Genomic DNA, 24980 nt, shown 5'->3' on the forward strand with positions numbered 1-24980 from the left:
CGTACTATGCAACTCCGTAGTTCAGCGTGCAACATTCGGGTGCCACACGTCGCAGCCGGGTGGACCGGCTCCCGGGCCGCAACAACCCGCTCGTCGTCCGCGCTCCCTCGCCGTGGCAGCGGGTCCTGCCTCCGTGACCTCACGACCGAGCGGCGGAGGACGGTCGGCTGGCGCCCGGGACGTGCACCGCGCTTCCCGGTCAGGTCCGCAAGGATGAGGGGTTTTGTCATGGGCGGTTGGGGAGACCACGACCACGGCCACGGCTGGTGGGGCGGCGGTTGGAACAGCTGGGGCTGGGGCTGGGGCTGGGGCGGCTGGAAGCACGGTTGGGGCTGGTAGAAGCACCGACCGCTAGCCATCTCACCCCGGTGTGAGGATCGGTGGCCTCGCCGCCCGGGCGCGGGGGCGAGGCCACTGCCGGGCCGGTGCCGGGCACTGCTGCAACCCCCGTGAAGGCGAGGTCGATGACCGGTGTGGAGCCGCATCCGAACGCTGTTCTTCCCTCCCGTCGTGGCCGATGGGTTCATCGAGGCCGCACCGGCTGGCGGCTTCGGCCGGATCTTCCGCAGGTTCTGGCCGGACGTCCGACCCTTCCGGGGCTGGTTGAGTCTCAGCCTCGTGTTCGTGCTGGTGTCCCCCCTGCTCCAAGCCGCCCAGATCTGGATGTACAAGCTCCTGGTCGACGACGTGCTCACCCCACTGAACTTCAGCGCGTTCTGGTGGGTGGCGGGGGTCTACGCGGCTCTGACCCTCGTGGGCGGCGCCGTCACCTTCTGCGACCAGTACCTCGCCGCGTGGATCGGCGAGAACTTCCTGCAGCGGATGCGCAGTCGCGTGTTCGCCCATCTGCAGTCGCTCTCGGTCAGCTTCTTCGACCGCCGCCCGCTCGGTGATCTCCTGAGCCGGCTCACCGGCGACGTGGCCGCCATCGAGAGCCTGGTGCTCGCCGGGGTCGCGCAGTCCGTCTCCGCACTGGTCACGATCGGCCTGTTCCTCGGCATCATGTTCTACCTCAACTGGATCCTGGCCCTGGTCACGCTGATCGCCGTGCCGTTCTTCTGGTCGATGGCGCGCTTCTTCGGCCGCAGGATCAAGGTGGCGGCGCGGGAGGTCCGCCAACGTACCGGGTCGATCAACGCGGTCGCCGAGGAGAGCCTCGGCAACGCGGTGCTGGTCCAGGCCTACGGGCGTGAGCAGGCGGAGGAGGCCCGGTTCACCGCCCAGGCCAAGGGCAGCGTGCGCGCGGCGCTCGCCGCCACCCGGCTCGCGGCCCTGTTCCCCCCGCTGACCGACGTCTTCCAGGTCGTGACCGTGATGACGATCATCGGCGCCGGGGTGTGGCAGATGACCCTCGGCCGGATCACCCTCGGTGGCCTGCTCGTGTTCCTCGTCTACATCGCTCAGCTCTACGGGCCGGTGCGGACCCTCGGGCAGCTCTCCAACACCGTCTTCACCGCCGCGGCCGGGGCCGAACGCATCATCGAGCTGCTCGACCAGGAGCCCGACGTGCGCGCACCCGCCGACCCCGTGCGCCTCTACCGGTCGGTCCCCTCGCCCGGACCGCGCGTGTCGGGGGTGATCGGCCTCGAGCACGTGTCGTTCCGCTACCCCGACACGTCCCACGACGTCCTGCAGGACATCGGCTTCACCGCTCGCCCCGGGCGGATCACCGCGATCGTCGGGGCGAGCGGGGCGGGCAAGACGACCCTGCTCAAACTTCTCCTGCGCTTCTACGACCCGACCGCCGGACGGATCACGCTCGACGGCCACGACCTGCGCCGGCTCGACCCCGTGCAGCTGCGCAGCACGATCGCGATCGTGCTCCAGGAGACCCTGCTCCTCGACGGCACGGTCGAGGAGAACATCCTCGCGGGCCGTCCCGGTGCGACCCACGCCGACCTCGTCGCCGCGGCACGAGCCGCCGACGCGGACGAGTTCATCGAGGGCCTCCCCGAGGGCTACCGGACGCGGGTCGGCCAACGGGGGCGCCTGCTGTCCGGCGGGCAGCGCCAACGTCTCGCGATCGCCCGGGCCATGATCCGCAACGCGCCCGTGCTCCTGCTCGACGAACCGACGACCGGCCTGGACGCGGCCGCGGGCGCGCGGATCCTCACTCCCCTGCGCCGGCTGATGACCGGACGCACCACCATCGTGATCTCGCACAACCTGCTCACGGTCACGGACGCGGACCAGATCCTCTACATCGACCAGGGACGGGTGACCGAGATCGGTACGCACCGCGAGCTGCTGGCCAACAACGACCGTTACGCCCATCTCTACCAGCTGCACCAACGCACGGAGGAACGGACAGAGGGACGGACAGGACATCGGCGGCCGCTTCCGGCGCCGGAACCGCAGCGAGTCTCGGAGGGGATCGTCTCATGAAGATCGTCGTGATCGGCGGCGGGCCGGGCGCCCTGTACTTCGCCATCTCGGCCAAGGTGCGCGACGCGGGCCATGACATCACCGTCATCGAACGCGACCCGCCCGGGGCCACCTACGGCTGGGGCGTCGTCTACTGGGACGACCTGCTCGACGCCCTCTACGGCAACGACGCCGAGAGTGCCCGCGAGCTGCGCGGGGCGTCGGTGCTCTGGCAGCAGCAGGAGGTCCGGCTCCGCGGGGAGACCGCGTTCTACCCCGGGTTCGGCTACAGCGTGGGCCGGGCGGCCCTGCTCGAGATCCTCGGCCGCCGCGCGGCGAACCTGGGGGTCCGCATCCGCTACGAGGAGAACGTCGACGATCTCTCCGGCTTCCGCGACGCGGACCTGATCGTCGCCGCGGACGGGGCCGGCAGTCGTTTCCGGCAGCAGGACGAGCACTTCGGCACGAAGCTGACGAACGGCTCGAACCCCTACATCTGGCTCGGCACCGACAGGGTCTTCGCCAAGTTCCTCTTCGACTTCCGGGAGACCCCGGCGGGATGGGTGTGGTGCCACGCCTATCCCTCCAGCTCGGGAACCAGCACCTTCATCGTCGAATGCCAGGAGCGGACCTGGAACGCGCTCGGGTTCGGTGCCATGTGCCGCGACGACAGCACGAGCGTGCTGGAGGAGATCTTCTCCGACGTCCTGAAGGGCCGCCCTCTGATCAGCGAGTCACGCGGCCAACCGGCCCGGTGGCTGCGCTTCACCGAGGTGTTCAACGAGAGGTGGTACCACGACAACGTGGTCCTGCTCGGCGACGCCGCCCACACGACCCACTTCACCATCGGGTCCGGCACCCGGCTGGCGATCCTCGACGGGATCGCCCTCGCCCACAGCATCTTCGAACGCGCCGACAGCCTGCCCCATGCGCTGGACCTGTACGAGAGGCGGCAGCGCAAGCCCATGTACCAGACCCAGGCCGTGGCCCGCAGCAGCATGGCGTGGTACGAGCACGTCGACCTGTACACCGACCGGGACGAGGTCGCCTTCGCGGCGGCGATGGCCGCACGGCAGGGCCCTCTGCCCCCGTGGTGCCACCAGCTCCACCTCCTCGAGCAGCTGGCGCCCGTCCGGGCCGCGCACCGCTGCTACGAGACCGGCCGACGCTTCTACCTCGCGCGGAGACGGGGCGAACCTGTCCGGTACAGCTCCTTCCCGGGCCCGCGCCCATCGGGCGCGCCGGCCGGCACGAGGCCGGGGGCACGTCCGCGGACGGGAGACCTGCCGGCACCCGAGGCGCGATCCGTCGCGGTGTGAGGCGGGGTGGAGCGTGACCGTGCCCGGTCTAGCCGGTGATCGTCTGGGGGTCGCCCCAGGGGTTCACCGTGAACGGCGTCGCCAGGTCGAGGTTGCCGGCATCGAGCAGGGAGCCGAGGGCGTCGACCCGGCCGACGGACTCGCTCCACACCTCGCTGGTGTCCGAGGAGCTGGGGTTCTCCAGGGTGCTGCGGCGGATGTCGAGGAAGTCCCGCAGCCACTCGGTCTCGTCGACGCCGTCGGCGGGCGAGCCGCCCATGTCGGCGTCGGTCTTCTGCACCAGCGAGGGCAGGCCGTCCGGGCCGTCCTGCGTGCCGTGCTCCACGGCGGTGTCGACGAGGATCGCGAGGCCGAGCGCCGAGCGCACCCCGTTGGCGTCGGCGAGCTTCCGCGCGGGGGCGATGTAGAGCGCGTCGGTGACCTGGTCCTGCACCTGGCGGAACACCGGGTCGTCGGCGGCGCTCCGCCACGCGTCCCGGAAGCCGTCGAGGCCCCGGGTGGAGTCGTCGTACGCCGCGGCGAGCCCGGTCAGGGTCGGGACGTACCCGGCGAGCGGGTTGTCCGGAACCCGCGTGGTGTAGTTCTTCACCACGGTGAGCAGGTCGCCGCACGCGGTGCAGAAGCCGGCACGGCCCGCGGTGTAGCCGCGGCCGTCGTCGAGGTCCTCGACGTAGGCGTACTGGATCGTCGGCGTGCCGTTCTCGAACACGCTGACCAGCTGCGCGATCACCTGGTCGACGTCGCGTTCGCTCGCGGCGCCGCCGCCCGAGGTCCTGCCCGGGGAACCACTCGTGCCTGTGGTCCCCGGGCTTCCCGCGCCGCCGAGGAGCAGGACGAGGGCGGCCGTGAGGAGCACCGCACCGGCGACGACGGCACCGAGCACGGCGAGGAACCGGGTGCGCGTCGGGGCCGGGCGCCGGGGAGGCCCGCCGGCCCGGCCGGCCTCCCGGGAGAGGAACAGGGTCCGCTGCATCACTGTCCATGGTCGTGGGGGCGGGGCCGGACGGGCCGGCCGGGTCGTCCACGACCCTAGGAAGGAGCCTGCCAACGGTTCGGCAGATCCGTGTAAGGGGAACCTCAAATCGAGGCGCGGATCTCAGTCCTCCAGACCCGCGCGGCGGGCGGCGCGGCCGATCTCCGCGTCGGAGCCCGACGGGGTGTAGCGGCGGACCTCCTGCGTGGACCGGAGCAGCCCGCGCAGCGCGGGCAGCCCGCCGGTCACTACGCCGGCGGCGCGGGCCTGGACCAGGGCGTTGCCGAGGGCGGCGGCCTCGACCGGCCCGGCGAGCACGGGCAGGCCGCAGGCGTCGGCGGTCAGCTGGCACAGCAGCTCGTTGCGGGCCCCGCCGCCGACCAGGTGCACGACCCCGATCTCGCGGCCGGACAGCTCGGCCGCGCGGCGCACGGTGCGCCGGTAGGCCAGGGCGAGGCTGTCGAGGATGCAACGCACGACCGTCGCCCGGTTCCGCGAGGGCTCCTGGCCGGTCTCGGCGCACACCTCCGCGATCCGGGCGGGCATGTCGCCGGGCGGCAGGAACCGCGGGTCGTCCGGGTCGACGACGGTGGTGAACGCGGGCACGTCGGCCGCGGCGGCCAGCAGCGCGCCGAGGTCCGGGCTCCCCCAGCTTCGCAGCGACTCCTGCAGCAGCCAGAGCCCCATGACGTTGCGCAGGTAGCGGACGGTGCCGTCGACGCCGAGCTCGTTGGTGAACCCGGCCGTGCGACCGGCCTCGCCGAACACCGGCTTCTCCAGCTCGACACCGACCAGCGACCAGGTGCCGCAGGAGAGGTAGGCGAAGCGGTCGTCGGCCGCGGGCGCGCCGACCACGGCCGACGCGGTGTCGTGCGAGCCGACGGCGGTCAGCGGGACCGGGCCGGGCAGCCCGGTCTCTCCGAGCACCTCCGCGGTCAGCTCACCGAGCCGCTCCCCCGGCTTGCGCAGCGGCGGCAGCAGCCCGCGCGGGATGCCCAGCCGGTCGGCGAGCTCGCCCGCCCACTGCCGCGAGGTCGCGTCGAGCAGGCCGGTGGTGGAGGCGTTGGTGATCTCGGCGCCGACCGTGCCGGTGAGCCAGTGCGCCAGCAGGTCCGGGATCAGCAGCATCCGCCGGGCGGCCGCGAACCGGACCGTGCCGCGCGCCGCGGCCAGCTGGAACACGGTGTTGAACGGCAGGTGCTGCAGCCCGTTGACCGCGTACAGCTCCTCCGGACCCACCTCGGCGTGCACCGCCGCCACCCCGGCCTCGTGCGCGCCGTCGCGGTAGTGGACCGGGTTGCCGAGCAGGGCGCCGTCGGCGTCGAGCAGCCCGACGTCGACGGCCCAGCTCGACGACCTGCTCGAACGCCCCGCCCGCGACCGGCCGACCGCGCTGTTCTGCGCCAACGACCTGCTCGCGATCGGCGTGCTCAACGCCTGCATGCGGCGGCGGATCGCCGTGCCGGACGAGCTGTCCGTGGTCGGTTACGACGACATCGACTTCGCCGAGACGGCCAGCGTCGCCCTGACGACCGTCGGCCAGCCGGGACGCCGGCTCGGCCAGGAGGCCGTCCAGCTGCTGCTCGCCGAGGTGGGCGGGGCGGAGGGCGCGGAGGGCGCGGACGGCACAGCCCCCGGGTCCCCGCGCAACCTCGTCTTCCGGCCCGAGCTGGTGGTGCGCTCCTCCACCCGGGCCGCCGACGTCCGGCTCACCGCGGGCCCGTCCGCCTCCTGAGGGGCGCCCACGGCACGGGCCCGGCCGGCCTCGCCGCCTCGACGCCCGCCCGGGAGACCGGGACCCTCGGCGCCGGACCGGGCACCATGAGGACATGCCGAGCCGTGTGCTGGTCGCCGACGACGACCGGGCGATCCGGGAATCCCTCGCGCGCGCCCTCGAGCTGGAGGGCTATGCGGTGGTCCCGGCCGTCGACGGGGTGGAGGCGCTGTCGCTCGTCCGCCGGGAGTCGTTCGACGCGCTGGTCGTGGACGTGATGATGCCGGGCGTCGACGGCCTGGCCGTGTGCCGCGTGCTGCGCGGCGACGGCGACCAGACGCCGATCCTCATGCTCACCGCGCGGATCGAGACCCCGGACCGGGTGGCCGGGCTCGACGCCGGCGCCGACGACTACCTGCCCAAGCCCTTCGAGCTCGACGAGCTGCTCGCCCGGCTGCGGGCCCTGCTGCGCCGGGCCGCGGTCCACGGCGACACCCAGCGCGCGGCCGAGACCCTGTGGACGGGGGCGCTGCGGATCGTCCCCGCGGCCCGGCGGGTGTGGTGGGACGAGGTCGAGGTGCAGCTGTCGAAGACCGAGTTCGACCTGCTGGAGCTGCTGGTCCGCAACGAGGGCATCGTCCTCGACCACGCCACGATCTACGAGCGGATCTGGGGCTACGACTTCGGCGCCGACTCCAAGAACCTCGCGGTCTACATCGGCTACCTGCGCCGCAAGCTCGCCGCGGCCGGCGCTCCCCCGCTGATCCACACCGTCCGCGGCGTCGGCTACACGGTGCGTGCGGCATGAGCCTCCGGACCCGGTTCGCCCTCGCCTTCGCGCTGGTCGCGGTCGTCGTGGCCGGGCTGGTCGGCTTCCTCAGCTACCGAGCCGCGTCGGATCGCACCACCGACGAGATCGACCGGTCCCTGCGCGCGACGTCCGCGGCCGTCGCGGCGGGGCAGACCGAGGTGCTCGAGCCCGTCGTGGTGCCGCGGGGGCGCGGGCACGGCGGCGGGTACGGCGGCGGGTACGACACCGGCGACGCCGGGGACGGGGAGCACGGCCACGACGACGACCAGCCGTTGGTCGGCCAGCTCGTGCACCCCGACGGGACCGTCCGGTTCCTCGGTGGCCGCGAGGAGACGCTGCCGGTGTCCGCGACCGACCGCTCGCTGGCCGCGTCGGGGAGCGCGGGGGCGACGGCGAGTCGCGACGTCCACGTCGACGGCGCGGACTACCGCATGCTGACGACCGCGCTCGGCGACGGGCAGGGCGCGCTGCAGGTGGCGACCGACGCCGACGAGAGCGAACGCGTCCTGGCCGGGACGGCGATCAGCATCCTCTGGGTCACCGCCGTGGTGGTGCTCGTGGCCGCCGCGGCGGGGTGGCTGCTCGCCCGGCGGATCACCCGGCGGCTGGTGCGGCTGGCCGGGATCGCCGAGGAGGTCAGCGCGAGCGGGGTGGTCGAGCGGGAGGTCCCGGTGCACGGGCGGGACGAGGTGGGACGGCTGTCGGCCTCGTTCACCACGATGCTCGCCCGGCTCGCGGCGGCCCGCGAGTCCCAGGACCGCCTGGTCCAGGACGCCGCGCACGAGCTGCGCACCCCGCTGACCAGCCTGCGGACCAACGCCCGGGTGCTCCGGCGGCTCGACGAGCTGTCCCCCGAGGCACGGGCCCGGCTGATCGACGACGTCGAGGGCGAGACCCGCGAGCTCAGCAAGCTGGTCGAGGAGCTGGTCGAGCTGGCCCTGTCGCGGCAGGGGAACGAGGTCGACGAGCCCGTCGACCTGGCCGCCGTCGCGGAGCGGGCCGCCGAGCGGGTCCGGCGCCGGACCGGCCGGCGGATCGAGGTGCTGGTCGAGGACGGGGTCGTGCCGGTCCGGGGACGACCGCGGGCGCTGGACCGGGCCGTGACCAACCTGCTGGAGAACGCGGCGAAGTTCGACGAGGGCCGCAGCGAGCACCTCGAGGTGCGCGTGGGCGGGGGCCGGGTCGCCGTGGCCGACCGCGGCCCGGGCATCGCGCCGCGGGACGCCGAGCGGGTGTTCGACCGCTTCTACCGCGCCGTGGCCGCCCGCGGGCTGCCCGGCTCGGGGCTCGGGCTGGCGATCGTGCGTGACGTGGCAGAACGCCACGACGGCGTAGTGTTCGCGGAGGCGCGCGAGGGTGGCGGCGCGTGCGTGGGCTTCACCGTGGGCGCGGGCCGGTTCTTACCCGGCTCCGAACCTGCCCACACCGAGGACTCACCGACGGCCCCCAGCATGGGCGGCACCGCAACGACGACCCCGGGAGTCCCATGACCTCCCCCGCCGGTCCGGCGCCGGACCACTCCGAGGCGGCCACCGCGGCCACGCCCATCGCCTTCCCCGGCGTCACGTCCGGCGGGGCCACCACCGGAGACACCACCGCAGACATCACCGCAGCCATCGACGGCGCCCGCACGCGGGCGTCCGACGCCGAGCGCGAGCGCGTCGTCAAGCGCCTGCACGACGCGGTCGGCGAGGGCCGGCTCGACCTCTCCGAAGCCGAGGAGCGGACCGCCGCCGCGTACGCCGCCCGCTTCCGTGACGAGCTCGACCCGCTGCTCACCGACCTGCCCGGCGGAGCCGCCGGTGTCGAGCCGTGGTCGGCGATCTGGGAGTCCGTGGTCTGGCGCGGTCACCGGCTCGTGTGGGGCCCCGAGGCCGCCCGGCCGACCGCGCAGCACTGCCGCGCCGCCGTCGCGGTGCTGGTCGGGGCCGTGGTGTGGGTCCTGCTCTGCGCGGTCGTCGGCGCAGTGGTGGTGGCGGCGTGAGCGCCGCCCGGGCGGCCCGGCCCGTGATCGTGCTGACCGCCGCCGTGCTCGGGCTGGGTGCGGCCGGTGGGCTCACCGGAATGGCACTCGGCGGCATCGGCGCGGCGGTGACGCACCGGGTCTCCGACGCCTCGACCGACTCCTCGCCGGGCCCCGGGATCCACTACTGGCACCACCACGACCGGTTCGACGACGACTGATCCCACCGTCCCCGTAACCCCCCGGCCCCGTCGAGCGAGCCCCGGCCCGTGGAGATCAGGAAGGGACAGGACCCCGTCAGCCCGCCCGTGCTCGACGAGGACCAGGCGCTCGAACTGCTCGCCTACCTCGTCACCGCCGCCCGCACGCAGATCGACGAGGCCGCGGAGTACGGGCCGCTGCGGCTGCTGACCGCCGCGCGCCGGCTGGGCGCGGCGATCGCGCCGCGGGCGTCGGCCGCGACCGCGGAGTTCGTGGCCGGGCCGCTGGCCGCCGTGCCGGAGCTGGCGGTGCCGCGCGACGGCCGGGAGGAGTACACCGCCGGGCTCGACGAGCTGTGCCGGGCCCTCGCCGGCCACCTCACCTCTCACTTCGCCCCGGACACCCCGTGACCGGCACGCCGGAGGGGAAGGCCGTGCTCGACGCGATCCGCAGCCGCCGCGTGGTGCGGGCCGTGACCGACGAGCCGGTCGCGCGGGAGGACCTGGAGACCGTGCTCGACGCCGGGCGCTGGGCCCCGACGGCGGGCAACCGGCACCTGCAGCGCTTCGTCGCCACGGACGACCCGACCACGCTGCGCGTGCTGCGGATGGTCTCGCCCGGGATGCTGCAGCACCCGACGGCCGCGATCACGATCTGCACCGACCGGCCGCGGGCCGCCGCCTTCGGCTTTCCGCCCGACGCCACGGGTCTGCACGTCGACGTCGGCACGGCCGCTGCCACGCTGCTGCTCGCGGCGCACGCGATCGGCCTCGGCGCGGGGCCCGTCACGTCGTTCAGCCGTGCCGCGGTCGGCGTGGTGCTGCGGCTGCCGGCGGGCTGGGTGCCGGAGATGATCGTGTGCCTCGGGCATCCCGCCCCCGTCACCCCGGCGCCGATGCGCGCCCGCCCGCGGCTGACCTGGCGGGACCTCACGACCTGGGTGCCCTGATCCTCAGCCGGCCGGGACCCGGGCATAAGGTTGAGCCCTCAATCGTTTCCGGTACCGTCGGCGACGAGATCGGGAGGGGCCACATGGACAGGGTGGAACTGGGACTGGACACGTTCGGCGACGTGACGGTCGACGGGCAGGGCGACCGCAAGCCCTACGCCCAGGTGATCCGGGACGTCGTGGAGCAGGCCGTGCTCGCCGACCGGGTCGGGGTCGACGCGTTCGGCGTGGGCGAGCACCACCGGGACGACTACGCGATCTCCGCGCCCGAGGTCGTGCTCGCGGCGATCGCGGGGCGCACCGAGCGGATCAAGCTCGGCACCGCGGTGACCGTCCTGAGCTCGGACGACCCGGTGCGGGTCTACGAGCGCTTCGCCACCCTCGACGCCGTGTCGGACGGGCGCGCGGAGATCACGCTGGGGCGCGGCTCCTTCACCGAGTCCTTCCCGCTGTTCGGCTACGACCTGGCCGACTACGAGACCCTCTTCGAGGAGAAGCTCGACCTGATGGCCCACCTCCTCGAGGAGGGCCCGGTGACGTGGGAGGGCACGGTCCGCGCCGCGCTGCGCGACCAGCAGGTCTACCCGAAGACCGAGTCCGGCCGGATCACGGCGTGGGTCGGCGTGGGCGGGAGCCCGCAGTCCGTGGTCCGCGCCGCGAGGTACGGCTTCCCGCTGGTCCTCGCGGTGATCGGCGGCGACCCGGCGCGCTTCGCCCCCTACGCCGAGCTGTACCGCCGCAGCCTGGAGCAGCTGGGCCGCGAGCCACTGCCGATCGCGGTGCACGCGCCCGGCTTCGTCGCCGAGACCGACCAGGAGGCCGTCGACACGCTCTTCCCGCACGCGAAGATCGCGCTCGACCGGATCGGCCGCGAGCGCGGCTGGCCGCCGCTGACCCGCGCCCGGTTCGAGGCCGACGTCCGGGAGGGCGCCCAGCACGTCGGGTCGCCGGAGACCGTGGCCCGCAAGATCGCCCGCACCGTGCGCGCGTTGGGTCTGCAGCGCTTCGACCTCAAGTACACGACCGGCCCGCTGCCGCACGCCGAGCTGATGAAGTCGATCGAGCTCTACGGCACTGTCGTCGCGCCACGGGTGCGCGAGCTGCTCGCCGCGGACGAGGACGAGCAGCCCGACGGCATCGCGGTCTGACCACCGGTGACTCGGGCCTGGCCACCAGGCCCGGTCACCAGGCCCGGTCCCGGGGCGCTCACCACGCGACGGGCAGCGCCTCCAGGCCGTAGATCGCCTTGTGCACGGCGAAGGGGACCTCGTCGTCGGCGCACGCGATATGCAGGCCGGGGAACCGGCGCAGCAGCGCCGGGAAGGCGATCCGCATCTCCAGCCGGGCCAGCGGGGCGCCGAGGCAGTGATGGACGCCGTGCCCGAAGCCGACGTGCGTGCCGGCCTTCCGAGTGACGTCGAGGCGCTCGGGGTCGTCGGTCAGCGCGGGGTCCCGGTTGGCCGCGGGCAGGTTGAACGACACGAGGTCGCCCCGGCGGATCAGCGTGCCGTCGATCTCGACGTCCCGTGTCGCCAGGCGCGGCGAGCCGGAGTTCACCACGCTCAGCCAGCGCAGCAGCTCTTCCACCGCGCCGGGCACGGCGTCGGGGTCGTCGCGCACCAGGGCGAGCTGGTCCGGGTGCCGCAGCAGGGCGAGGGTGCCCAGCCCGAGCATGTTCGACGTCGTCTCGTGCCCGGCGACGAGCAGCAGGTTCGCGATCCCGACGAGCTCGGCGGTGGTGAGGTCCTCGTCGTGGTCGCGGATGAGCATGCCGAGCATGTCCTCACCCGGGTCGCGGCGGGCCCGCGCGACCAGGTCCTGCATGTACGCCAGGGAGTCGGCGGCGAGGCGCGTGCGCTCGTCGTCGGACAGCCCGGTGTCGAGCTGGCGACCGGTGCGCGCCTGGAACTCGTCCTGGTCCGCGGGCGGTACCCCGAGCAGCTCGCAGATGACCAGCGACGGGATGGGCAGGGCGTACTGCGCGACCAGGTCCGCGGGCGGGCCGTGGCGTTCCAGGGCGTCGAGGTGCTGATCGACGATCTCGACGATCCGCGGCTCGAGCCGGCGCATCCGCCGCACCGTGAACTCGGGTGTCAGCATGCGGCGCAGCCGGGTGTGGTCCGGCGGGTCGAGGGCCAGCAGGTTGCCACTGCGGTCGCCGGTGAGCTGGCGCGGGTCGCGGGTGGCGCCCGCTCCGTCGTCGAGGTCGGCCGGGGTCCAGCCGTTGGCGAAGGAGTCGGCGTCGCCCAGCATCCGCCGCACGTCGGCGTGCCGGGTGAGCAGCCAGGCGGGCGGCCCGAACGGCGTCGGGACCTGGATCAGTCCCTCCTGCGCCCGCACGGCCGCGAGGTCGGGGGCGGGTCCGAACCCGTCCCGGCGCAGGGTGAGCGGGCGGTCGGACGGGCGTGCGGAAGGCCGTGCTGAGGTCACTGCGGGGGTCCTCCAGATGGTGGGAGCGTTCGGGCGGGATCCGCGGGCCGCACCGCGTCGGGCGGCGTGCAGGGGGCCAGCCAGATTCCGGTGATCGCGTCGACCAGGCCGGTCGCCGCGTCCCGCCAGGTCGCGCGCGGGGTGGCCGTGCCGTCGGCGAGCGCGCGCTCCCGCTCGGCGGTCACGTGCACCATGAGCTGGCGCACCATGTCGCCCCGCTCGGCGCGCACCTCGAGGGGCAGCGCCGGCAGACAGGCGTTGAGGCCGTCGAGGGCCTGCAGCAGCGAGGGCGAGGTCAGCGACTCGTCCACCAGGATCTCGCGCAGCGCGGGGTCGGTGGCGAGCTGCGCGCCGAAGCGGGCGAACCAGGTGGGGCTGCCGAGGGCCTCGAGGTGCTCCGTCGTCGGGTGCACCAGGCAGGCGACCCAGTCCCGGACCTCCGTCGACCCGGCGACCTCCGCGACCATCGCCGCGCGGATCCGTTCGACGTCCGCGGCGTGCCGGCGCACGATCGTGCGCACCAGGTCCTGCTTGCCGCCGAAGTGGTAGCCGACGACGGCGGTGTTGCCCTGCCCCGCGGCCTCGCCGATCTGCCGGTTCGACACGGCGTACACGCCGTGCGCGGCGAACAGGCGCTCGGCGGTGGCGAGGAGCAGCTCCCGGGTGGCGGCGGCCCGGCCGCCGGTCTCGCGCGTCACGGTGTCCTCCCGGTCCTCCCCGTCGTCCGTATCCCCGACTCCTCCAGTGAACCGCTCGCCGCACGACTGAGTCAACCGAGTGATTTAAACGCCGCCGTGCTGGTGGCGGAGCGCACTCCCGTGTCGCGCTCCTGCTCAAACACGTGATTGAAAGACCGGGGAGCCCCGTGACCGTCCACCAGCCGGACCGTGCCCGCCCGGGCGCGCTCGTGCCCGTCCTGGCCTTCTCCGGGATCGTCGTCGCCCTCATGCAGACGGTGATCATCCCGCTCGTCCCCCGCCTGCCCGCCCTCCTCGGCGCGACGTCGGCCGACGCGGCCTGGGTGGTCACCGCCACCCTGCTCGCCGCCGCGGTCGCCACACCGACGGTCGGCCGCCTCGGCGACATGTACGGCAAGCGCCGGATGCTCCTGCTGAGCCTGGCCGTGCTGGTGGTGGGCTCGGTCGTGGTCGCCCTGAGCGACTCGCTCGTTCCGGCGATCGTCGGTCGGGCCCTGCAGGGCTTCGCCGCCGGCGTGATCCCGCTGGGCATCAGCATCATGCGCGACGAGCTGCCCGCGGAGCGCCTCGGCTCGGCCACCGCGATGATGAGCGCCTCGCTCGGCGTCGGCGGCGCGCTCGGGCTGCCGGCCGCGGCGTTCCTGGCCGAGGAGACGGACTGGCACGTCCTGTTCTGTCTCCGGCGGGCTGGGCGCGGTCGCGGCGGTCCTGGTGCTCGTGCTCGTCGCGGAGTCGTCGGTGCGGGGTGGCGGCCGGTTCGACGCGCTCGGCGCGCTCGGGATCTCCGTGGCGCTCTTCTGCCTGCTCCTCGGCATCTCGAAGGGCGCCGACTGGGGCTGGACGAGCGGGAGCACGCTCGGCCTGTTCGCGGGCGCGGTCGCCGTGCTCGGCGTGTGGGGGGATGCGGGTCCGCGCGAGGACCCGCGGGCCGGCGCGGTCGGGAGTGAGCTCCGATGACCGGGCCCGACGGGACGATCTCGGCGCAGGTCGCCGGCCGGGTCCGCACGGCCGCGCGCCCGGTGTCCGACGCGACCCTCACCCTCACCGACGGCGCAGGCATCCAGGTCGCCCGCACCCGCAGCGCGGCCGACGGCGGCTTCGTGTTCACCGGCCTGCGTCCCGGCCGGTACGTCCTGGTCGCGAACCGCACCGGGCACCGACCGCAGGCCACCGCCGTGGAGGCGCCGGCCCGGACCGGGCTCGACCTGGTGCTACGCCGTCCGGCACCTGACCCTCGCCCCCCGCTGAGGAGCCGCCTCCTGCAGTGACGGATGGTGATCGCCGTGGCCACGGGGGGTGAACCATCCGCCGGAAGGGATGACCGCGGCCCGCTCACCTGGTCTGCTCGGCACGTGCCGGTTCTGCGCGACGTCCACCCGTGGGGCGCCGTGCGGGCCGCCCTGCCCCGCGAGGGCCCGTCGATCGTGCGGATCGTGGTCGCCGCCGCGGTCAGCTGGGAGGTCTGCGTGTGGCTCGGCGCGACGCAGCCCCCGGTCTACGCGGTGATCGTCCCGCTGGTGGCCATCCGGGACGCGCCGGGCTCCGCCCTCAACGTGTCGCTGGCGCGGCTGGTGGGCGTGGTGGCCGGGCTCGCCCTCGGTATCGGGGTGCTGGCCTGGCTGCGGCCCTCCGCACTCACGGTGGCACTGGTACTCGCCGTGGCCCTGGTCATCGGGATGGTGCTGCGCATCGGCGATGCGCTGAACACCCAGGTCGCGGTCTCCGCGCTGCTCGTCTTCGCCAACGCCGATCCCGCGTCGTACGCCGTGGCGCGGCTGTGGGAGACGGCGGTCGGGGCCGCGGTGACCGTCGTCCTCGCGCCGCTGCTACTGCCGACGAACCCGGCGCGCTCCTTCGTCGCCGCGCTCCACGAGGTGGCCGACGGCGCGGCCGCGGACCTGCTCCTGGCCGCGGATCTGCCGACCGATCCGGCGGACCCGGCGCGCGACGAGCTGGCGGCCCGCCTGACCGCCCGGACCCACCGGAGCGACGACGCCGCCCGCAGGCTCCCCGACCAGCTCGCCACCGCCCGGCGCGCGGTCCGCCTGCACCCGCTCTGGCGCCGGCGCCACACCGCCGAGCTGGCCGCGCTGGTGGAGCCGGCCGCCGCCGCAGCGGAGGTCACCGTGCTGGTGCGGGTCCACGTCGCCGACGTCGTCGAGCTCGGCCGGCGCCCGGACACCTGCGAGTGGTGGGCCGCCTCGGCCCCGCGGACCCGGGCCGTCGTGACGCCGCTCGCCGCCGCGGTCGCAGCCGGGTTGCGAGGAACCCCCGACCGCGATGCGCTCACGCAGGCCGCGACGGCCGTGGCGGCGCACTCGGCGGCGGACCACTCAGCGTTGGGCGGCCTCGTCCGGCGCCCGCTGCGCCGCATCGTCAGGCTGCTCACCGAACTAGCCGGAAAGTGACGGCCGGAGGGTGAGGGGCCTGGGCTGATCGAGCCGGGCGCTGCGGGATGACGCCGGCACCCTCCGGCGCCATCCCGCCGACCCCCTCCTGCCCCCCACCTGTGGTCTACATCACCGGGCGGGGTGGTTCAAGGCAAGGCCCGGTTGCGCCTTCGCGGCAGCCGAGCCGGGTCACCGGCGGCGGCAGACGATCCGGAGGAAGGCCAGCACCATGCAGAGGAACGCGGCCCCCACCCCGAGCGCCAGCACCGGACCGCCCACGAACCCGGCCTCGGCGGTCAGGCCGCAGAGGATCAGCAGGCCGACCACCGCCGCCACCCGGTCCGCCCGGTGCATCGCGGCCTCGCGGACGAGGTCCGGGTTCCGAACGGGCTCGGGGCTCCTGACGGGCTCGGGGCTCTGGGCGGGGCCGGCGCCTCCCGTCAGGCTCTCCTCGAGGCGGGCGAGAATCCGCCGCTCGCCCGAGGTCAGCGGGCGGACGCCCCGGTCGTCGAGGGTCATCGTCGCCTCCCCGACACTGTGAGTGCGTCGGCTCCGGGGTATCGGGGCCGCCGTCCTGGTCGTCTGTCTCGTGCTGGTCCCCGGTCGTCCTGGTCCCCGGTCGTCCCGGTCGGTCGCCCTGGTCGGGTCGATCGGGGTGGTCAGCGCGAGCGCGGGTCCTCGTTCGGCTGCTGCTCGCGCCCCACCCGCTGCGCGGCGTGCTCGGAGGGTGCCGCGTGTCCCCCGCTGTGCGCCTCTTCCCGCATCCGCTCCACCAGGTGCGGGTAGTGGAGCTCGAACGCCGGGCGCTCGGAGCGGATGCGCGGCAATTCGGTGAAGTTGTGTCGCGGCGGCGGGCAGGATGTGGCCCACTCCAGCGAGTTGCCGTGCCCCCACGGGTCGTCGACGGTGACCACGCGCCCGTAGCGGTAGCTGTGGAAGACGTTCCAGATGAAGGGCAACACCGAGAACCCCAGCACGAACGCGCCGATCGACGAGATCATGTTGAGCGTGGTGAAGCCGTCGGTGGGCAGATAGTCGACGTAGCGCCGGGGCATGCCCTCGTTGCCGAGCCAGTGCTGCACCAGGAACGTGGTGTGGAAGCCGATGAAGGTCAGCCAGAAATGGAACTTGCCCATCGTCTCGTCGAGCATCCGGCCGGTCATCTTCGGGAACCAGAAGTAGATCCCGCCGTAGGTCGCGAACACGATCGTCCCGAACAGGACGTAGTGGAAGTGCGCCACCACGAAGTAGGTGTCCGAGACCATGAAGTCGATCGGTGGCGACGCGAGCAGCACGCCCGTCAGGCCGCCGAAGAGGAAGGTCACGAGGAAGCCGAGCGCGAACAGCATCGGCGTCTCGAAGGTGAGCTTGCCCCGCCACATCGTGCCGATCCAGTTGACGAACTTGATGCCCGTCGGGATCGCGATGAGGAAGGTCGTGAAGGAGAAGAAGGCCAGCAGCACGGCGCCCGTGGCGTACATGTGGTGCGCCCACACCGCCGCCGAGAGGAAGCCGATGGCGATCGTGGCGAACACCAGCGTCTTGTACCCGAAGAGCGGCTTGCGGCTGAACACCGGGAAGATCTCCGTGACGATCCCGAAGAACGGCAGCGCCACGATGTAGACCTCGGGATGGCCGAAGAACCAGAACAGGTGCTGCCAGAGGATCGCCCCGCCGTTGGCCGGGTCGAACACGTGCGCGTCGAGGTGCCGGTCCATCAGCAGCCCGAACAACGCCGACGTGAGGATGGGGAAGGCGATCAGGACCAGCAACGCCGTCACGAAGATGTTCCACGTGAAGATCGGCATCCGGAACATGGTCATCCCGGGCGCGCGCAGGCAGATGATCGTCGTGATGAAGTTGACGCCGCCGAGGATCGTCCCGAGCCCCGCCACGATCAGGCCCGCGATCCACAGGTCGCCACCGGCACCGGGCGAGTGGATCGCGTCGGACAGCGGGGTGTAGGCGAACCAGCCGAAGTCCGCGGCGCCGCCCGGGGTGAGGAACCCGGACAGCACGATCAGCCCGCCGAACAGGAACAGCCAGTAGGAGAAGGCGTTCAGCCGCGGGAACGCGACGTCGGGCGCGCCGATCTGCAGCGGGACGATGTAGTTCGCGAAACCGAAGAGGATCGGCGTCGCGTAGAGCAGCAGCATGATCGTGCCGTGCATGGTGAACAGCTGGTTGTACTGCTCGCTCGACAGGAACTGCTGCCCGGGCCGGGCCAGCTCCGCACGGATCAGCAGCGCCATCGCGCCACCGGCCATGAAGAAGGCGAACGAGGTGACCATGTACAGGATCGCGATGTCCTTGGGGTCCGTCGTCTTGATCATCTTGAGGACGGTCGACCCCTTGCCCGTGCGGCGCGCGGGATAGGGCCGGGTCTCGATCGGACGCGGCGCAACTGCGGTCATCGATCCCCCTCGGCGGCGGGGCCGGTTCGGTGGAGGTCAACGTACTGCTGGCCGGACCTGCCGGGATAGGGCCGATCGGCGAGCGACCCGCTGAAATCCCCTCCGTAAGGAGATCGAATGATTACCTTGTTGCGGTTGACAGAGGTCGACACTCCCACACTGGACGCCTGGGCCGGCGGCGACGCCGCCTTCCGTTCACTGATCGACGCATGAGCCTCGCCGCCGACGACGCCGGCCTCACCGCGGAGTCCGGCTCGGCGGTCACAGCTCGGCGCGGCGGCGTTCGAGGAAGCGGCGTTCCCGGTCGGTGGTCGTCAGCTCGATGGCCCGGTCGTACGCGGCCCGGGCCGCGCCGTGGTCGCCGAGCCTGCGCAGCAGCTCGGCGCGGGTGGAGTGCAGATAGCGGTAGTTCCCGAGATCCAGGCCGTCGACGATCGCGAGCCCGGCGGCCGGCCCCTCGGTCTCGGCCACGGCGACGGCCCGGTTCAAGGCGACCACGGCCGACCCGGTCGCGTCGAGCAGGGTGTCGTAGAGGCGGCGGACCTCGCCCCAGTCGATCGGGTCCGCGGTCTGCAGCTCCGCGATCGCGGCCTGCAGCGCGTACGGCCCGCGGGCGCCCCGGGCCAGCGCCTGGTCGAGCAGGTCGCGGCCGGCCGCGATCTGGCCGGTGTCCCACAGGGCGCGGTCCTGCTCAGCCAGCGGCACGATCACCTGGTCGCGGATCCGGGCCGCGCGCCGTGAGTCGTGCAGCAGCATCAGGGCGCGGAGCGCGGTGACCTGCGGCTGCGCCGGCAACAGCTCGTCGAGGAGACCGGCGAGCCGGATCGCCTCGGCGGCGAGATCCGTCCGACCGTCGCCCCAGCCCTGGTTGAAGATCAGGTAGAGGACGGCGAGGACGGTGTCGAGCCGTTCCGGCAACACCGCCTCGTCCGGCACGCGGAACGGGATGCCCGCGTCGCGGACCTTGGAGCGGGCGCGGGTGAGCCGGCGTTTCATGGTCTCCTCGGTGACCAGGAACGCCCGCGCGATCTCCGCGGTGTCCAGCCCGCCGACCGCGCGCAGGGTCAGCGCCACCCGCGCCTCCGGCGCCAGCGCCGGATGGCAGCACAGGAACACCAGCTCCAGGCGCTCGTCGTCGACCAGCGTCGGCTCGTCCACGGCCGCCTCCTCCTCGAGGACCTGGTCCGGCGGATCGAGCGTCCGCAGCTTCTCGGTGTGCCGCTGCTCGCGGCGCAGCATGTCGACGGCCCGGTTGCGGGCCGTGGTGACCAGCCACGCGCGCGGCACGTCCGGCACCCCGTCGACGGGCCAGCGCCGGGCCGCGATCGCGAACGCCTCCTGCGCCGCGTCCTCGGCGACGTGCAGGTCCCCGCAGAAGCCGACGAGCGTGGCGACGATCCGCGACCACTCCGCGCGGAAGATCTCTTCGATCACCGGGCCGGCTCGGCCAGCGGCCGGACCTCGACCGATCCGCCGAGGCGGACGGCCGGGACCCGCCCGGCCAGCTCGAGCGCCGAGTCGAGATCGGGTGCCTCGACGAGGAAGAACCCGCCGAACACTTCCTTGGTGTCGGCGAACGGGCCGTCGGTGAGCAGGCCCCCGGCGCGCACGGTGGTCGCCGTCGAGACGGGCTGTAGCCGTTCCCCGGACAGCACCCGCTCGTCGTCGCGCAACGCGGTGTACTCGGCGGTGATCGCCGTCCGCTGCGCGTCGTCGAACCCGTCGTACGCGCCGGGCAGTTCGTGGATCAGGAGTGCGTAGCGCACCGGGTCCCCCTCCGCTGGTAGACCTGACGCAGCACACCAGATCCGGCGTCCTCGCTGGAGACGAGGTCCAGGTCGAGGTGCGCGCCGTCGAACAGCCGCCGACCCTTGCCCACCACGGTGGGAAAGACCAGCAGCCGGAACTCGTCGACGAGGTCGTGCGCGATCAGCTGCTCGACGATGCTCGCGCTGCCGGTGACGACGACGTCCTGGCGGCGGACCCGGTCGCGGACCGTCGCGGACAGATCGCCGTCGAGCAGGGTCGAGTTCGCCCAACGGCCGACGTCGGTCAGGGTGGTCGAGACCACGAGCTTCTCCATGGCGTTGAGGCGCCGGGAGAACTCGTCGTCCCGGGTCGGGAAGATCCGCGCGAACAACTCCCAGGTGGTGCGCCCGAGCAGCTTGACCCCCGTGTCGAGCACCGCGCCCAGATGGAACTTGTCACCGGAGACGGGGCCGGGTCCGTACCGGAACGCCCAGCCGCCGTGCGGGGTGCCGCCCGAGCCGTCCGGGTCCTCGACGATGCCGTCGAGCGTGACGAACTGGGCGACGATGACCTTGTGCATGATGTCTCCTCGGTGGGTCGGTCACCAGGGAGACGAGCGCCGTCTCGCGAGGGGACAGCCCACTAAAGTGATCTGCATCACACTCGCCTCGTGGCCTTCGCGCCGTCCCGGCCCGACTACCGCGTCTCCGACCACCGCCGGCGAGGTGATCCGGACCGTCCCCGCGCCTTCTCCGGGGAACGAGTCATTGCCGCGCGAGCCCGGACTCGCGACGCCGGGCTGACGCGTCTCGCCATAGTCCTGCCGGCTCCGACCCGGGACCGAGACCTTTACGTCCTCCAGGCGAAGAGAACGCCAGGCGGCCTGGCGGATCCGCGCGCTGCAGGCCGAGGCCGACGAGCACGCGATCCGGCGATCGTGCGCATGTTGCGACCGGACCCGCTCGCAGCTGCCGGGGTCGAGCCCATCGTGGCCACGGTCGCGCTCGCGGCGTGCTCGCATGCCAGGCGCTGTCGTGCCGACGCCGCCGGGTACACCATGCTCGCCGGCACCACCCCGATCCCAGCCTCCGAGCGCTAGGCCGTGCCCTACCGGCGTGACCGCGACGGGGATCGCCGGCTTCCGCACCGTGGGTCGTCCCGGCTGCGCTACGACCCGGCCACCCGCGGCAATGCCGGCCGCCGCGGCGCCGGGGGCAAGACCGACCGCGAGATCAGACGCTGCCTCAGCGCTACATCGCCCGACAGCTCTACCAGCAGCTCGAAACTCCCCCATCGGGCTTGCCTGTCATAGGACCGTCGATGTTCACTCGCCTTGATCTTCGCAGCTCACAACGCTATAATCGAACACATGTTCGCACCTGGCGTCGAGATCCCCGAGGGCCACGTCCCGGCCTTCGTTCGGGCCTGGGCGCAGGAGGCACCCGGCGTACTCACCCCCAATCCCGCACTGCTGTGGGGCGCCTATACCGACCCCGATCCGGTCACCGAGCTCGCCGACACCGAACCCTCCGGCGACCTGGCCTGCGAGATCGACAACCTCTGCGCCGCCCTGCGCAGAACCCGCGAGACCACCGGGACCCTGTCCGCGTCGCGAGCCGTCGTCGACGACGCCGAGCTCGTCGACGCCCTCGTCGGGGCCGAGCACCTGCTGCGCTGGGCCGGGGCGCTGCGCACCGAGCTGGTCGCCGAACTCGACCGCCGCCGCCCCGGCGACGAACCCACCTACGTCTCCGGCGACGCGCCGCACGTGGGCTCGCGCTGGGCTCCCGACGAGCTCGGCCTCGCGTTGGGAGCCACCCGGCTGACCGCGAAGACCCTCCTCGCCCGCGCCGAACGGCTCACCCGGCTCTTCCCCACCACCCTGGCCGCGTGGCGGGAAGGGCGGCTCGACGAAGCCCGCGTCCTCGACCTGCTCGACATCACGGCCGTCCTGCCCGACGACCTGTCGGTCGTGGTCGAGGCCCGCGCGCTGGAACGCGCCGACGGAAAGACCCGACCGCAATGGCGCGCCGCGCTTCGGCGGATCATCGCCCGGCTCGACCCCGACGGCGAACACCGCCGCCACACCGCCGCACGGGCCACCCGCGAAGTCGGCTACCGCGCCCTGCCCGACGGCATGGGCTCGATCTGGGCCCGACTGTCGGCCACCGACACCGAGGCCGTCTGGCAAACCCTCTGCCGACTCGCCAAGACGCTGGGCCCCGATGACCCCCGCACCATGGATCAACGCCGCGCCGACCTGTTGGTCGACCTCTGCACCGGCCGCCTCACCCTCACCGACACCGAACACGTCAGCGGGCAGGTCACCGCCGTACTGGCACACCTCCGCGACTCCTGGAACGCCGACACCCGGAACCCCAGCGGCGGCAGCGCGGGCAGTAACGGCAGCGACGAGATCACTGCGCACAGCACAACCGAAGCGCGATCGAACAGCGCCGCCGATGGCGCGACGAGCCGCATCGATCGCTGCGGCACCGCCGACTCTGCGCGGGGCAGCATCGTCGACGCCGCCGCTTCGGCCACGAACACGGCAAGCGGGTCCGATGCCGAGAGCACTACGGAAGCCGATGGCAGCGCGACCGAGAGCCCTCCCTCCGAGCGGCGACCGACAGGGAGGGGCGGTAATCCGCTCGGGGAGGCAGCGCTCGCGTGGAACGAGGCCCGACTCGCGGCCGCGGTCGAAGCAGTGCTCGCCCGGCGTCCCGATCCTCGTTCGGTCGGTGCGGGAAAGCCGTTGATCCAGGTCGTGGTCGGCTACGACACCCTCACCGGGACCTCCGACGCGCCCGCCGAACTCGTCGGCTACGGCCCCATCCCCGCCGGGCTCGCCCGCGAGGCCGCTGCCGACGGCGTCTGGAAACGCCTCGTCGCCGACCCGCTGTCCGGCGCCCTCCTCGACCACGGACGCACCACCTACCGCCCGCCCGCCGCCCTGCGCGACTTCGTCACCGCCCGCGACCAGACCTGCCGCTTCCCCACCTGCAACCGCCGCGCCATCGACGGCGATCTCGATCATCACCAGCGTGCGGCCGACTGTGGGACTACGTGCGAGCAGAACCTGCACGGGCTGTGCCGGCACCACCACACCCTCAAGGAGCACGAGGACTGGCAGGTCCTCGCTCATCCGGACGGCGCCCTGACCTGGATCACCCCGACCGGACACCGCTACACCAGCCGGCCCTACGACTACCGGCCCTTCACCGGCACCGCGGCCAGGGCCGACAGCGCGGACACCGACGCGACCGTGCCCGACCCGACAGCTCCCGACCCGGAGGCGGCGGCCGAGTTCGCCGCCCGAGCCCGGCAGGACGCCGAGGCCGAGGGCGGCGCCGACGACAACGGACCCGTGACCCCGCGAGGCGTCTGGACCCTCGCGAGCGTGCGCGGCGAGATCATCCCCGCCGACCTCGACGACGAGCCACCGTTCTGAGTCGACCCGCGGCCTCGCCCGTCACCGTCGACCATCACTCGGGCGAAGGTCGATCTCGCGACCTGGGAAGCGACCGCAATCCCGACGTCCGGGCGCCACTCGGCACGAACACGACGCGGCATCGGAAGCTGGACAAACCTTGCCGAACGTACGTTAAGGTCACGCGGTCAACTGTGCCCCATGTCACCTCGACGACGACGTCAGGAGACCCCCGTGACACCTCAAACCCGCTCCCGCTGGGTGATCGCCCTGCTCATGCTGTTCGTGGCGATCAACTTCGCCGACAAGTCGATCATCGGCCTCGCCGCGGCCCCGATGATGAAGGAGCTCGGGCTCAGCGCCACCCAGTACGGCACCATCGCGAGCTCCTTCTACCTGCTGTTCAGCATCTCGGCCGTCGTGTTCGGCTTCCTCGGCAACCGGTTCTCCGCCAAGTGGATGATGGTGGCGCTCGCGGTGATCTGGTCCGCCGCGCAGCTGCCGATCCTGGTGCCCGCGGCGGGCTTCGCGGTCCTGCTCATCACCCGCGTCCTTCTGGGCGCGGGCGAGGGCCCTGGAGTCCCGCTCGGCATGCACGTCGCGTTCACCTGGGTCGAGGAGCGCAAGCGCGGGTTCACCGCGGCGCTGCTGACCGTCGGCTCCGGCCTCGGCGTGATCATCGGTGCGCCGCTGCTCAACGCGGCCATCGCCGAGTGGGGCTGGCGCTCCGCGTTCGGCATCCTCGGCGGCATCGGGCTGCTCTGGGCGATCGCGTGGGTGATCGTCGGCGGCGACGGCCCCTATTCCACCACCGCGTCCTCCGCCACCACCGCTCCCCCCACCACCACCAGCGCCAGGAAGTCCGCGCCGATCGCGCCGGCCGTCGTCGACGAACCGCGCGTGCCCTACCGCCGGCTGCTCACCTCGGGCACCTGGCTGGGGACGATGTTCTCCGGGTTCACCGTCTACTGGGGTCTCGCGCTGGCCATCGCGTTCCTGCCCCTCTACCTGGGCCAGGCCGGTTTCAGCGGCACCGCGCTCGGGTTCGTCGTCACGGTCCCGGCCTACGTCTCCATCGTGTTCATGCTGCTCGGCGGCTGGCTGTCGCAGCGGCTGCTGCGCCGCGGGCTCTCCCGGCACCTGGCCCAGGGCGTGCTCGGCGGGGCGTTCACGCTCGTCGCCGGCATCAGCATGCTGCTGATCACGCGGGTCGACGCGCCGATCCTGCTGCTCCCGTTCGTCGCGCTGGCCTTCGGCATCGGCAACTCGCAGACCCCGCTGTCCCAGGCGGCCGTCGCGGACGTGACGCCGACCCGGCAGCGGGGCGCCACGCTGGGCATCTGGTACGCGATCGTCGCCGTGGCGAGCGTCGTGTCCCCCCTGCTCACCGGCGTGCTGGTCGACGCCGCGCCCACCCCTGTCGTCGGCTACGCGCGGGCCTTCGACATCGCGGGCGTGCTGATGGTGCTGGGTGGTCTCACCGCGATGCTCGTCGTGCGACCGGACCGGGACGCCGCGCGGCACGGTCTGCGCCGCGCCGTCGCCCGCCCCGTGACGCCCGTCGGCTGACGACGG

Annotated in this window: 23 protein-coding genes and 1 pseudogene; 15 read left to right on the forward strand and 9 right to left on the reverse strand. The window is 73.2% G+C overall.

The annotated features are described in order from the left end of the window. Positions 1-510: 510 nt before the first annotated feature. On the forward strand, positions 511-2385 hold the full coding sequence (locus tag LWC33_RS06075; RefSeq protein WP_233303228.1) for an ABC transporter ATP-binding protein: 1875 nt from the start codon (positions 511-513) through the stop codon (positions 2383-2385). Then, positions 2382-3683: an FAD-dependent monooxygenase gene (locus LWC33_RS06080; RefSeq protein ID WP_233303229.1), complete on the forward strand. Its 1302-nt coding sequence runs from the start codon at positions 2382-2384 to the stop codon at positions 3681-3683. Before LWC33_RS06075 ends, LWC33_RS06080 begins: the two co-directional genes overlap by 4 nt. A 28-nt stretch (positions 3684-3711) precedes the next feature. On the opposite strand, the gene LWC33_RS06085 is transcribed toward LWC33_RS06080, so the two are convergent. Continuing rightward, positions 3712-4656 (reverse strand): chitosanase, encoded by a 945-nt coding sequence (locus LWC33_RS06085; protein WP_233303230.1) that lies wholly within the window; start codon positions 4654-4656, stop codon positions 3712-3714. A gap of 123 nt (positions 4657-4779) precedes the next feature. Continuing rightward, positions 4780-6090 (reverse strand): rhamnulokinase, encoded by a 1311-nt coding sequence (locus LWC33_RS06090; protein ID WP_372476555.1) that lies wholly within the window; start codon positions 6088-6090, stop codon positions 4780-4782. On the opposite strand from LWC33_RS06090, the gene LWC33_RS06095 reads away from it, so the two are divergent. The 8 genes from LWC33_RS06095 (at position 6050) to LWC33_RS06130 (ending at position 11442) form a co-directional block, all read left to right on the forward strand. Further along, on the forward strand, positions 6050-6391 hold the full coding sequence (locus tag LWC33_RS06095) for a substrate-binding domain-containing protein (RefSeq protein ID WP_372476559.1): 342 nt from the start codon (positions 6050-6052) through the stop codon (positions 6389-6391). The two genes, LWC33_RS06090 and LWC33_RS06095, sit on opposite strands and share 41 nt — an antisense overlap. Before the next feature lie 94 nt (positions 6392-6485). Continuing rightward, a complete protein-coding gene (locus LWC33_RS06100) occupies positions 6486-7178 on the forward strand; it encodes a response regulator transcription factor (RefSeq protein WP_233303233.1) in 693 nt (230 codons plus the stop codon). Beyond that, positions 7175-8671, forward strand: coding sequence for a sensor histidine kinase (locus LWC33_RS06105; protein ID WP_233303234.1), 1497 nt, complete (start codon positions 7175-7177; stop codon positions 8669-8671). Before LWC33_RS06100 ends, LWC33_RS06105 begins: the two co-directional genes overlap by 4 nt. Then, entirely contained in the window at positions 8668-9165 is a 498-nt protein-coding gene (locus LWC33_RS06110; RefSeq protein WP_233303235.1) for a DUF1707 SHOCT-like domain-containing protein, read from the forward strand. The genes LWC33_RS06105 and LWC33_RS06110 overlap by 4 nt, the downstream gene beginning before the upstream one ends. After that, a complete protein-coding gene (locus LWC33_RS06115; RefSeq protein WP_233303236.1) occupies positions 9162-9365 on the forward strand; it encodes a hypothetical protein in 204 nt (67 codons plus the stop codon). The genes LWC33_RS06110 and LWC33_RS06115 overlap by 4 nt, the downstream gene beginning before the upstream one ends. A gap of 48 nt (positions 9366-9413) precedes the next feature. Further along, positions 9414-9755 (forward strand): DUF6092 family protein, encoded by a 342-nt coding sequence (locus LWC33_RS06120; RefSeq protein WP_233303237.1) that lies wholly within the window; start codon positions 9414-9416, stop codon positions 9753-9755. Then, on the forward strand, positions 9752-10294 hold the full coding sequence (locus tag LWC33_RS35820) for a nitroreductase family protein (RefSeq protein WP_233303238.1): 543 nt from the start codon (positions 9752-9754) through the stop codon (positions 10292-10294). Before LWC33_RS06120 ends, LWC33_RS35820 begins: the two co-directional genes overlap by 4 nt. An 83-nt stretch (positions 10295-10377) precedes the next feature. After that, positions 10378-11442 (forward strand): LLM class flavin-dependent oxidoreductase, encoded by a 1065-nt coding sequence (locus LWC33_RS06130; protein WP_233303239.1) that lies wholly within the window; start codon positions 10378-10380, stop codon positions 11440-11442. Between the two features lie 58 nt (positions 11443-11500). Here the strand turns inward: LWC33_RS06130 and LWC33_RS06135 are convergent, their stop codons facing one another. Beyond that, on the reverse strand, positions 11501-12724 hold the full coding sequence (locus LWC33_RS06135) for a cytochrome P450 (RefSeq protein WP_233303240.1): 1224 nt from the start codon (positions 12722-12724) through the stop codon (positions 11501-11503). Next, complete coding sequence (locus LWC33_RS06140) at positions 12721-13422, reverse strand: TetR/AcrR family transcriptional regulator (protein ID WP_233303241.1); 702 nt, start codon at positions 13420-13422, stop codon at positions 12721-12723. Before LWC33_RS06140 ends, LWC33_RS06135 begins: the two co-directional genes overlap by 4 nt. A gap of 248 nt (positions 13423-13670) precedes the next feature. On the opposite strand from LWC33_RS06140, the pseudogene LWC33_RS06145 reads away from it, so the two are divergent. From LWC33_RS06145 to LWC33_RS06155, 3 genes and pseudogenes are all read left to right on the forward strand, one after another. After that, positions 13671-14322: pseudogene (locus tag LWC33_RS06145) on the forward strand (MFS transporter); the annotation flags it as partial. Between the two features lie 53 nt (positions 14323-14375). Further along, positions 14376-14690 carry a carboxypeptidase-like regulatory domain-containing protein gene (locus LWC33_RS06150; protein ID WP_233303242.1) on the forward strand — a complete coding sequence of 105 codons (315 nt, stop codon included), beginning with the start codon at positions 14376-14378 and terminating at the stop codon, positions 14688-14690. Between the two features lie 84 nt (positions 14691-14774). Further along, positions 14775-15830: an FUSC family protein gene (locus LWC33_RS06155; protein ID WP_233303243.1), complete on the forward strand. Its 1056-nt coding sequence runs from the start codon at positions 14775-14777 to the stop codon at positions 15828-15830. Between the two features lie 171 nt (positions 15831-16001). On the opposite strand, the gene LWC33_RS06160 is transcribed toward LWC33_RS06155, so the two are convergent. From LWC33_RS06160 to LWC33_RS06180, 5 genes are all read right to left on the reverse strand, one after another. Further along, entirely contained in the window at positions 16002-16331 is a 330-nt protein-coding gene (locus tag LWC33_RS06160) for a hypothetical protein (protein WP_233303244.1), read from the reverse strand. 140 nt (positions 16332-16471) lie between these two features. Then, entirely contained in the window at positions 16472-18226 is a 1755-nt protein-coding gene (ctaD, locus tag LWC33_RS06165; RefSeq protein ID WP_233303245.1) for an aa3-type cytochrome oxidase subunit I, read from the reverse strand. 261 nt (positions 18227-18487) lie between these two features. Continuing rightward, positions 18488-19660 (reverse strand): RNA polymerase sigma factor, encoded by a 1173-nt coding sequence (locus LWC33_RS06170; RefSeq protein WP_233303246.1) that lies wholly within the window; start codon positions 19658-19660, stop codon positions 18488-18490. Further along, a complete protein-coding gene (locus LWC33_RS06175) occupies positions 19657-19992 on the reverse strand; it encodes a YciI family protein (RefSeq protein ID WP_233303247.1) in 336 nt (111 codons plus the stop codon). Before LWC33_RS06175 ends, LWC33_RS06170 begins: the two co-directional genes overlap by 4 nt. Then, positions 19974-20555 (reverse strand): dihydrofolate reductase family protein, encoded by a 582-nt coding sequence (locus tag LWC33_RS06180; protein WP_233303248.1) that lies wholly within the window; start codon positions 20553-20555, stop codon positions 19974-19976. The genes LWC33_RS06175 and LWC33_RS06180 overlap by 19 nt, the downstream gene beginning before the upstream one ends. Positions 20556-21308: 753 nt before the next feature. On the opposite strand from LWC33_RS06180, the gene LWC33_RS06185 reads away from it, so the two are divergent. Then, positions 21309-23426 (forward strand): HNH endonuclease, encoded by a 2118-nt coding sequence (locus LWC33_RS06185; RefSeq protein WP_233303249.1) that lies wholly within the window; start codon positions 21309-21311, stop codon positions 23424-23426. 213 nt (positions 23427-23639) lie between these two features. Beyond that, entirely contained in the window at positions 23640-24974 is a 1335-nt protein-coding gene (locus LWC33_RS06190; protein WP_233303250.1) for an MFS transporter, read from the forward strand. Positions 24975-24980: the final 6 nt, after the last annotated feature.

It is taken from the genome of Pseudonocardia terrae (genome assembly GCF_021343995.1).
GTDB lineage: Bacteria > Actinomycetota > Actinomycetes > Mycobacteriales > Pseudonocardiaceae > Pseudonocardia > Pseudonocardia terrae.

What these genes read in the sequence shown, in the direction of transcription:
- LWC33_RS06080 (WP_233303229.1), top strand. Translation starts at nt 2,382, where the DNA reads ATGAAGATCGTCGTGATCGGCGGCGGGCCGGGCGCCCTGTACTTCGCC.
- LWC33_RS06085 (WP_233303230.1), bottom strand. Translation starts at nt 4,656, where the DNA reads ATGCAGCGGACCCTGTTCCTCTCCCGGGAGGCCGGCCGGGCCGGCGGG.
- LWC33_RS06100 (WP_233303233.1), top strand. Translation starts at nt 6,486, where the DNA reads ATGCCGAGCCGTGTGCTGGTCGCCGACGACGACCGGGCGATCCGGGAA.
- LWC33_RS06105 (WP_233303234.1), top strand. Translation starts at nt 7,175, where the DNA reads ATGAGCCTCCGGACCCGGTTCGCCCTCGCCTTCGCGCTGGTCGCGGTC.
- LWC33_RS06110 (WP_233303235.1), top strand. Translation starts at nt 8,668, where the DNA reads ATGACCTCCCCCGCCGGTCCGGCGCCGGACCACTCCGAGGCGGCCACC.
- LWC33_RS06130 (WP_233303239.1), top strand. Translation starts at nt 10,378, where the DNA reads ATGGACAGGGTGGAACTGGGACTGGACACGTTCGGCGACGTGACGGTC.
- LWC33_RS06150 (WP_233303242.1), top strand. Translation starts at nt 14,376, where the DNA reads ATGACCGGGCCCGACGGGACGATCTCGGCGCAGGTCGCCGGCCGGGTC.
- LWC33_RS06160 (WP_233303244.1), bottom strand. Translation starts at nt 16,331, where the DNA reads ATGACCCTCGACGACCGGGGCGTCCGCCCGCTGACCTCGGGCGAGCGG.
- ctaD (WP_233303245.1), bottom strand. Translation starts at nt 18,226, where the DNA reads ATGACCGCAGTTGCGCCGCGTCCGATCGAGACCCGGCCCTATCCCGCG.
- LWC33_RS06180 (WP_233303248.1), bottom strand. Translation starts at nt 20,555, where the DNA reads ATGCACAAGGTCATCGTCGCCCAGTTCGTCACGCTCGACGGCATCGTC.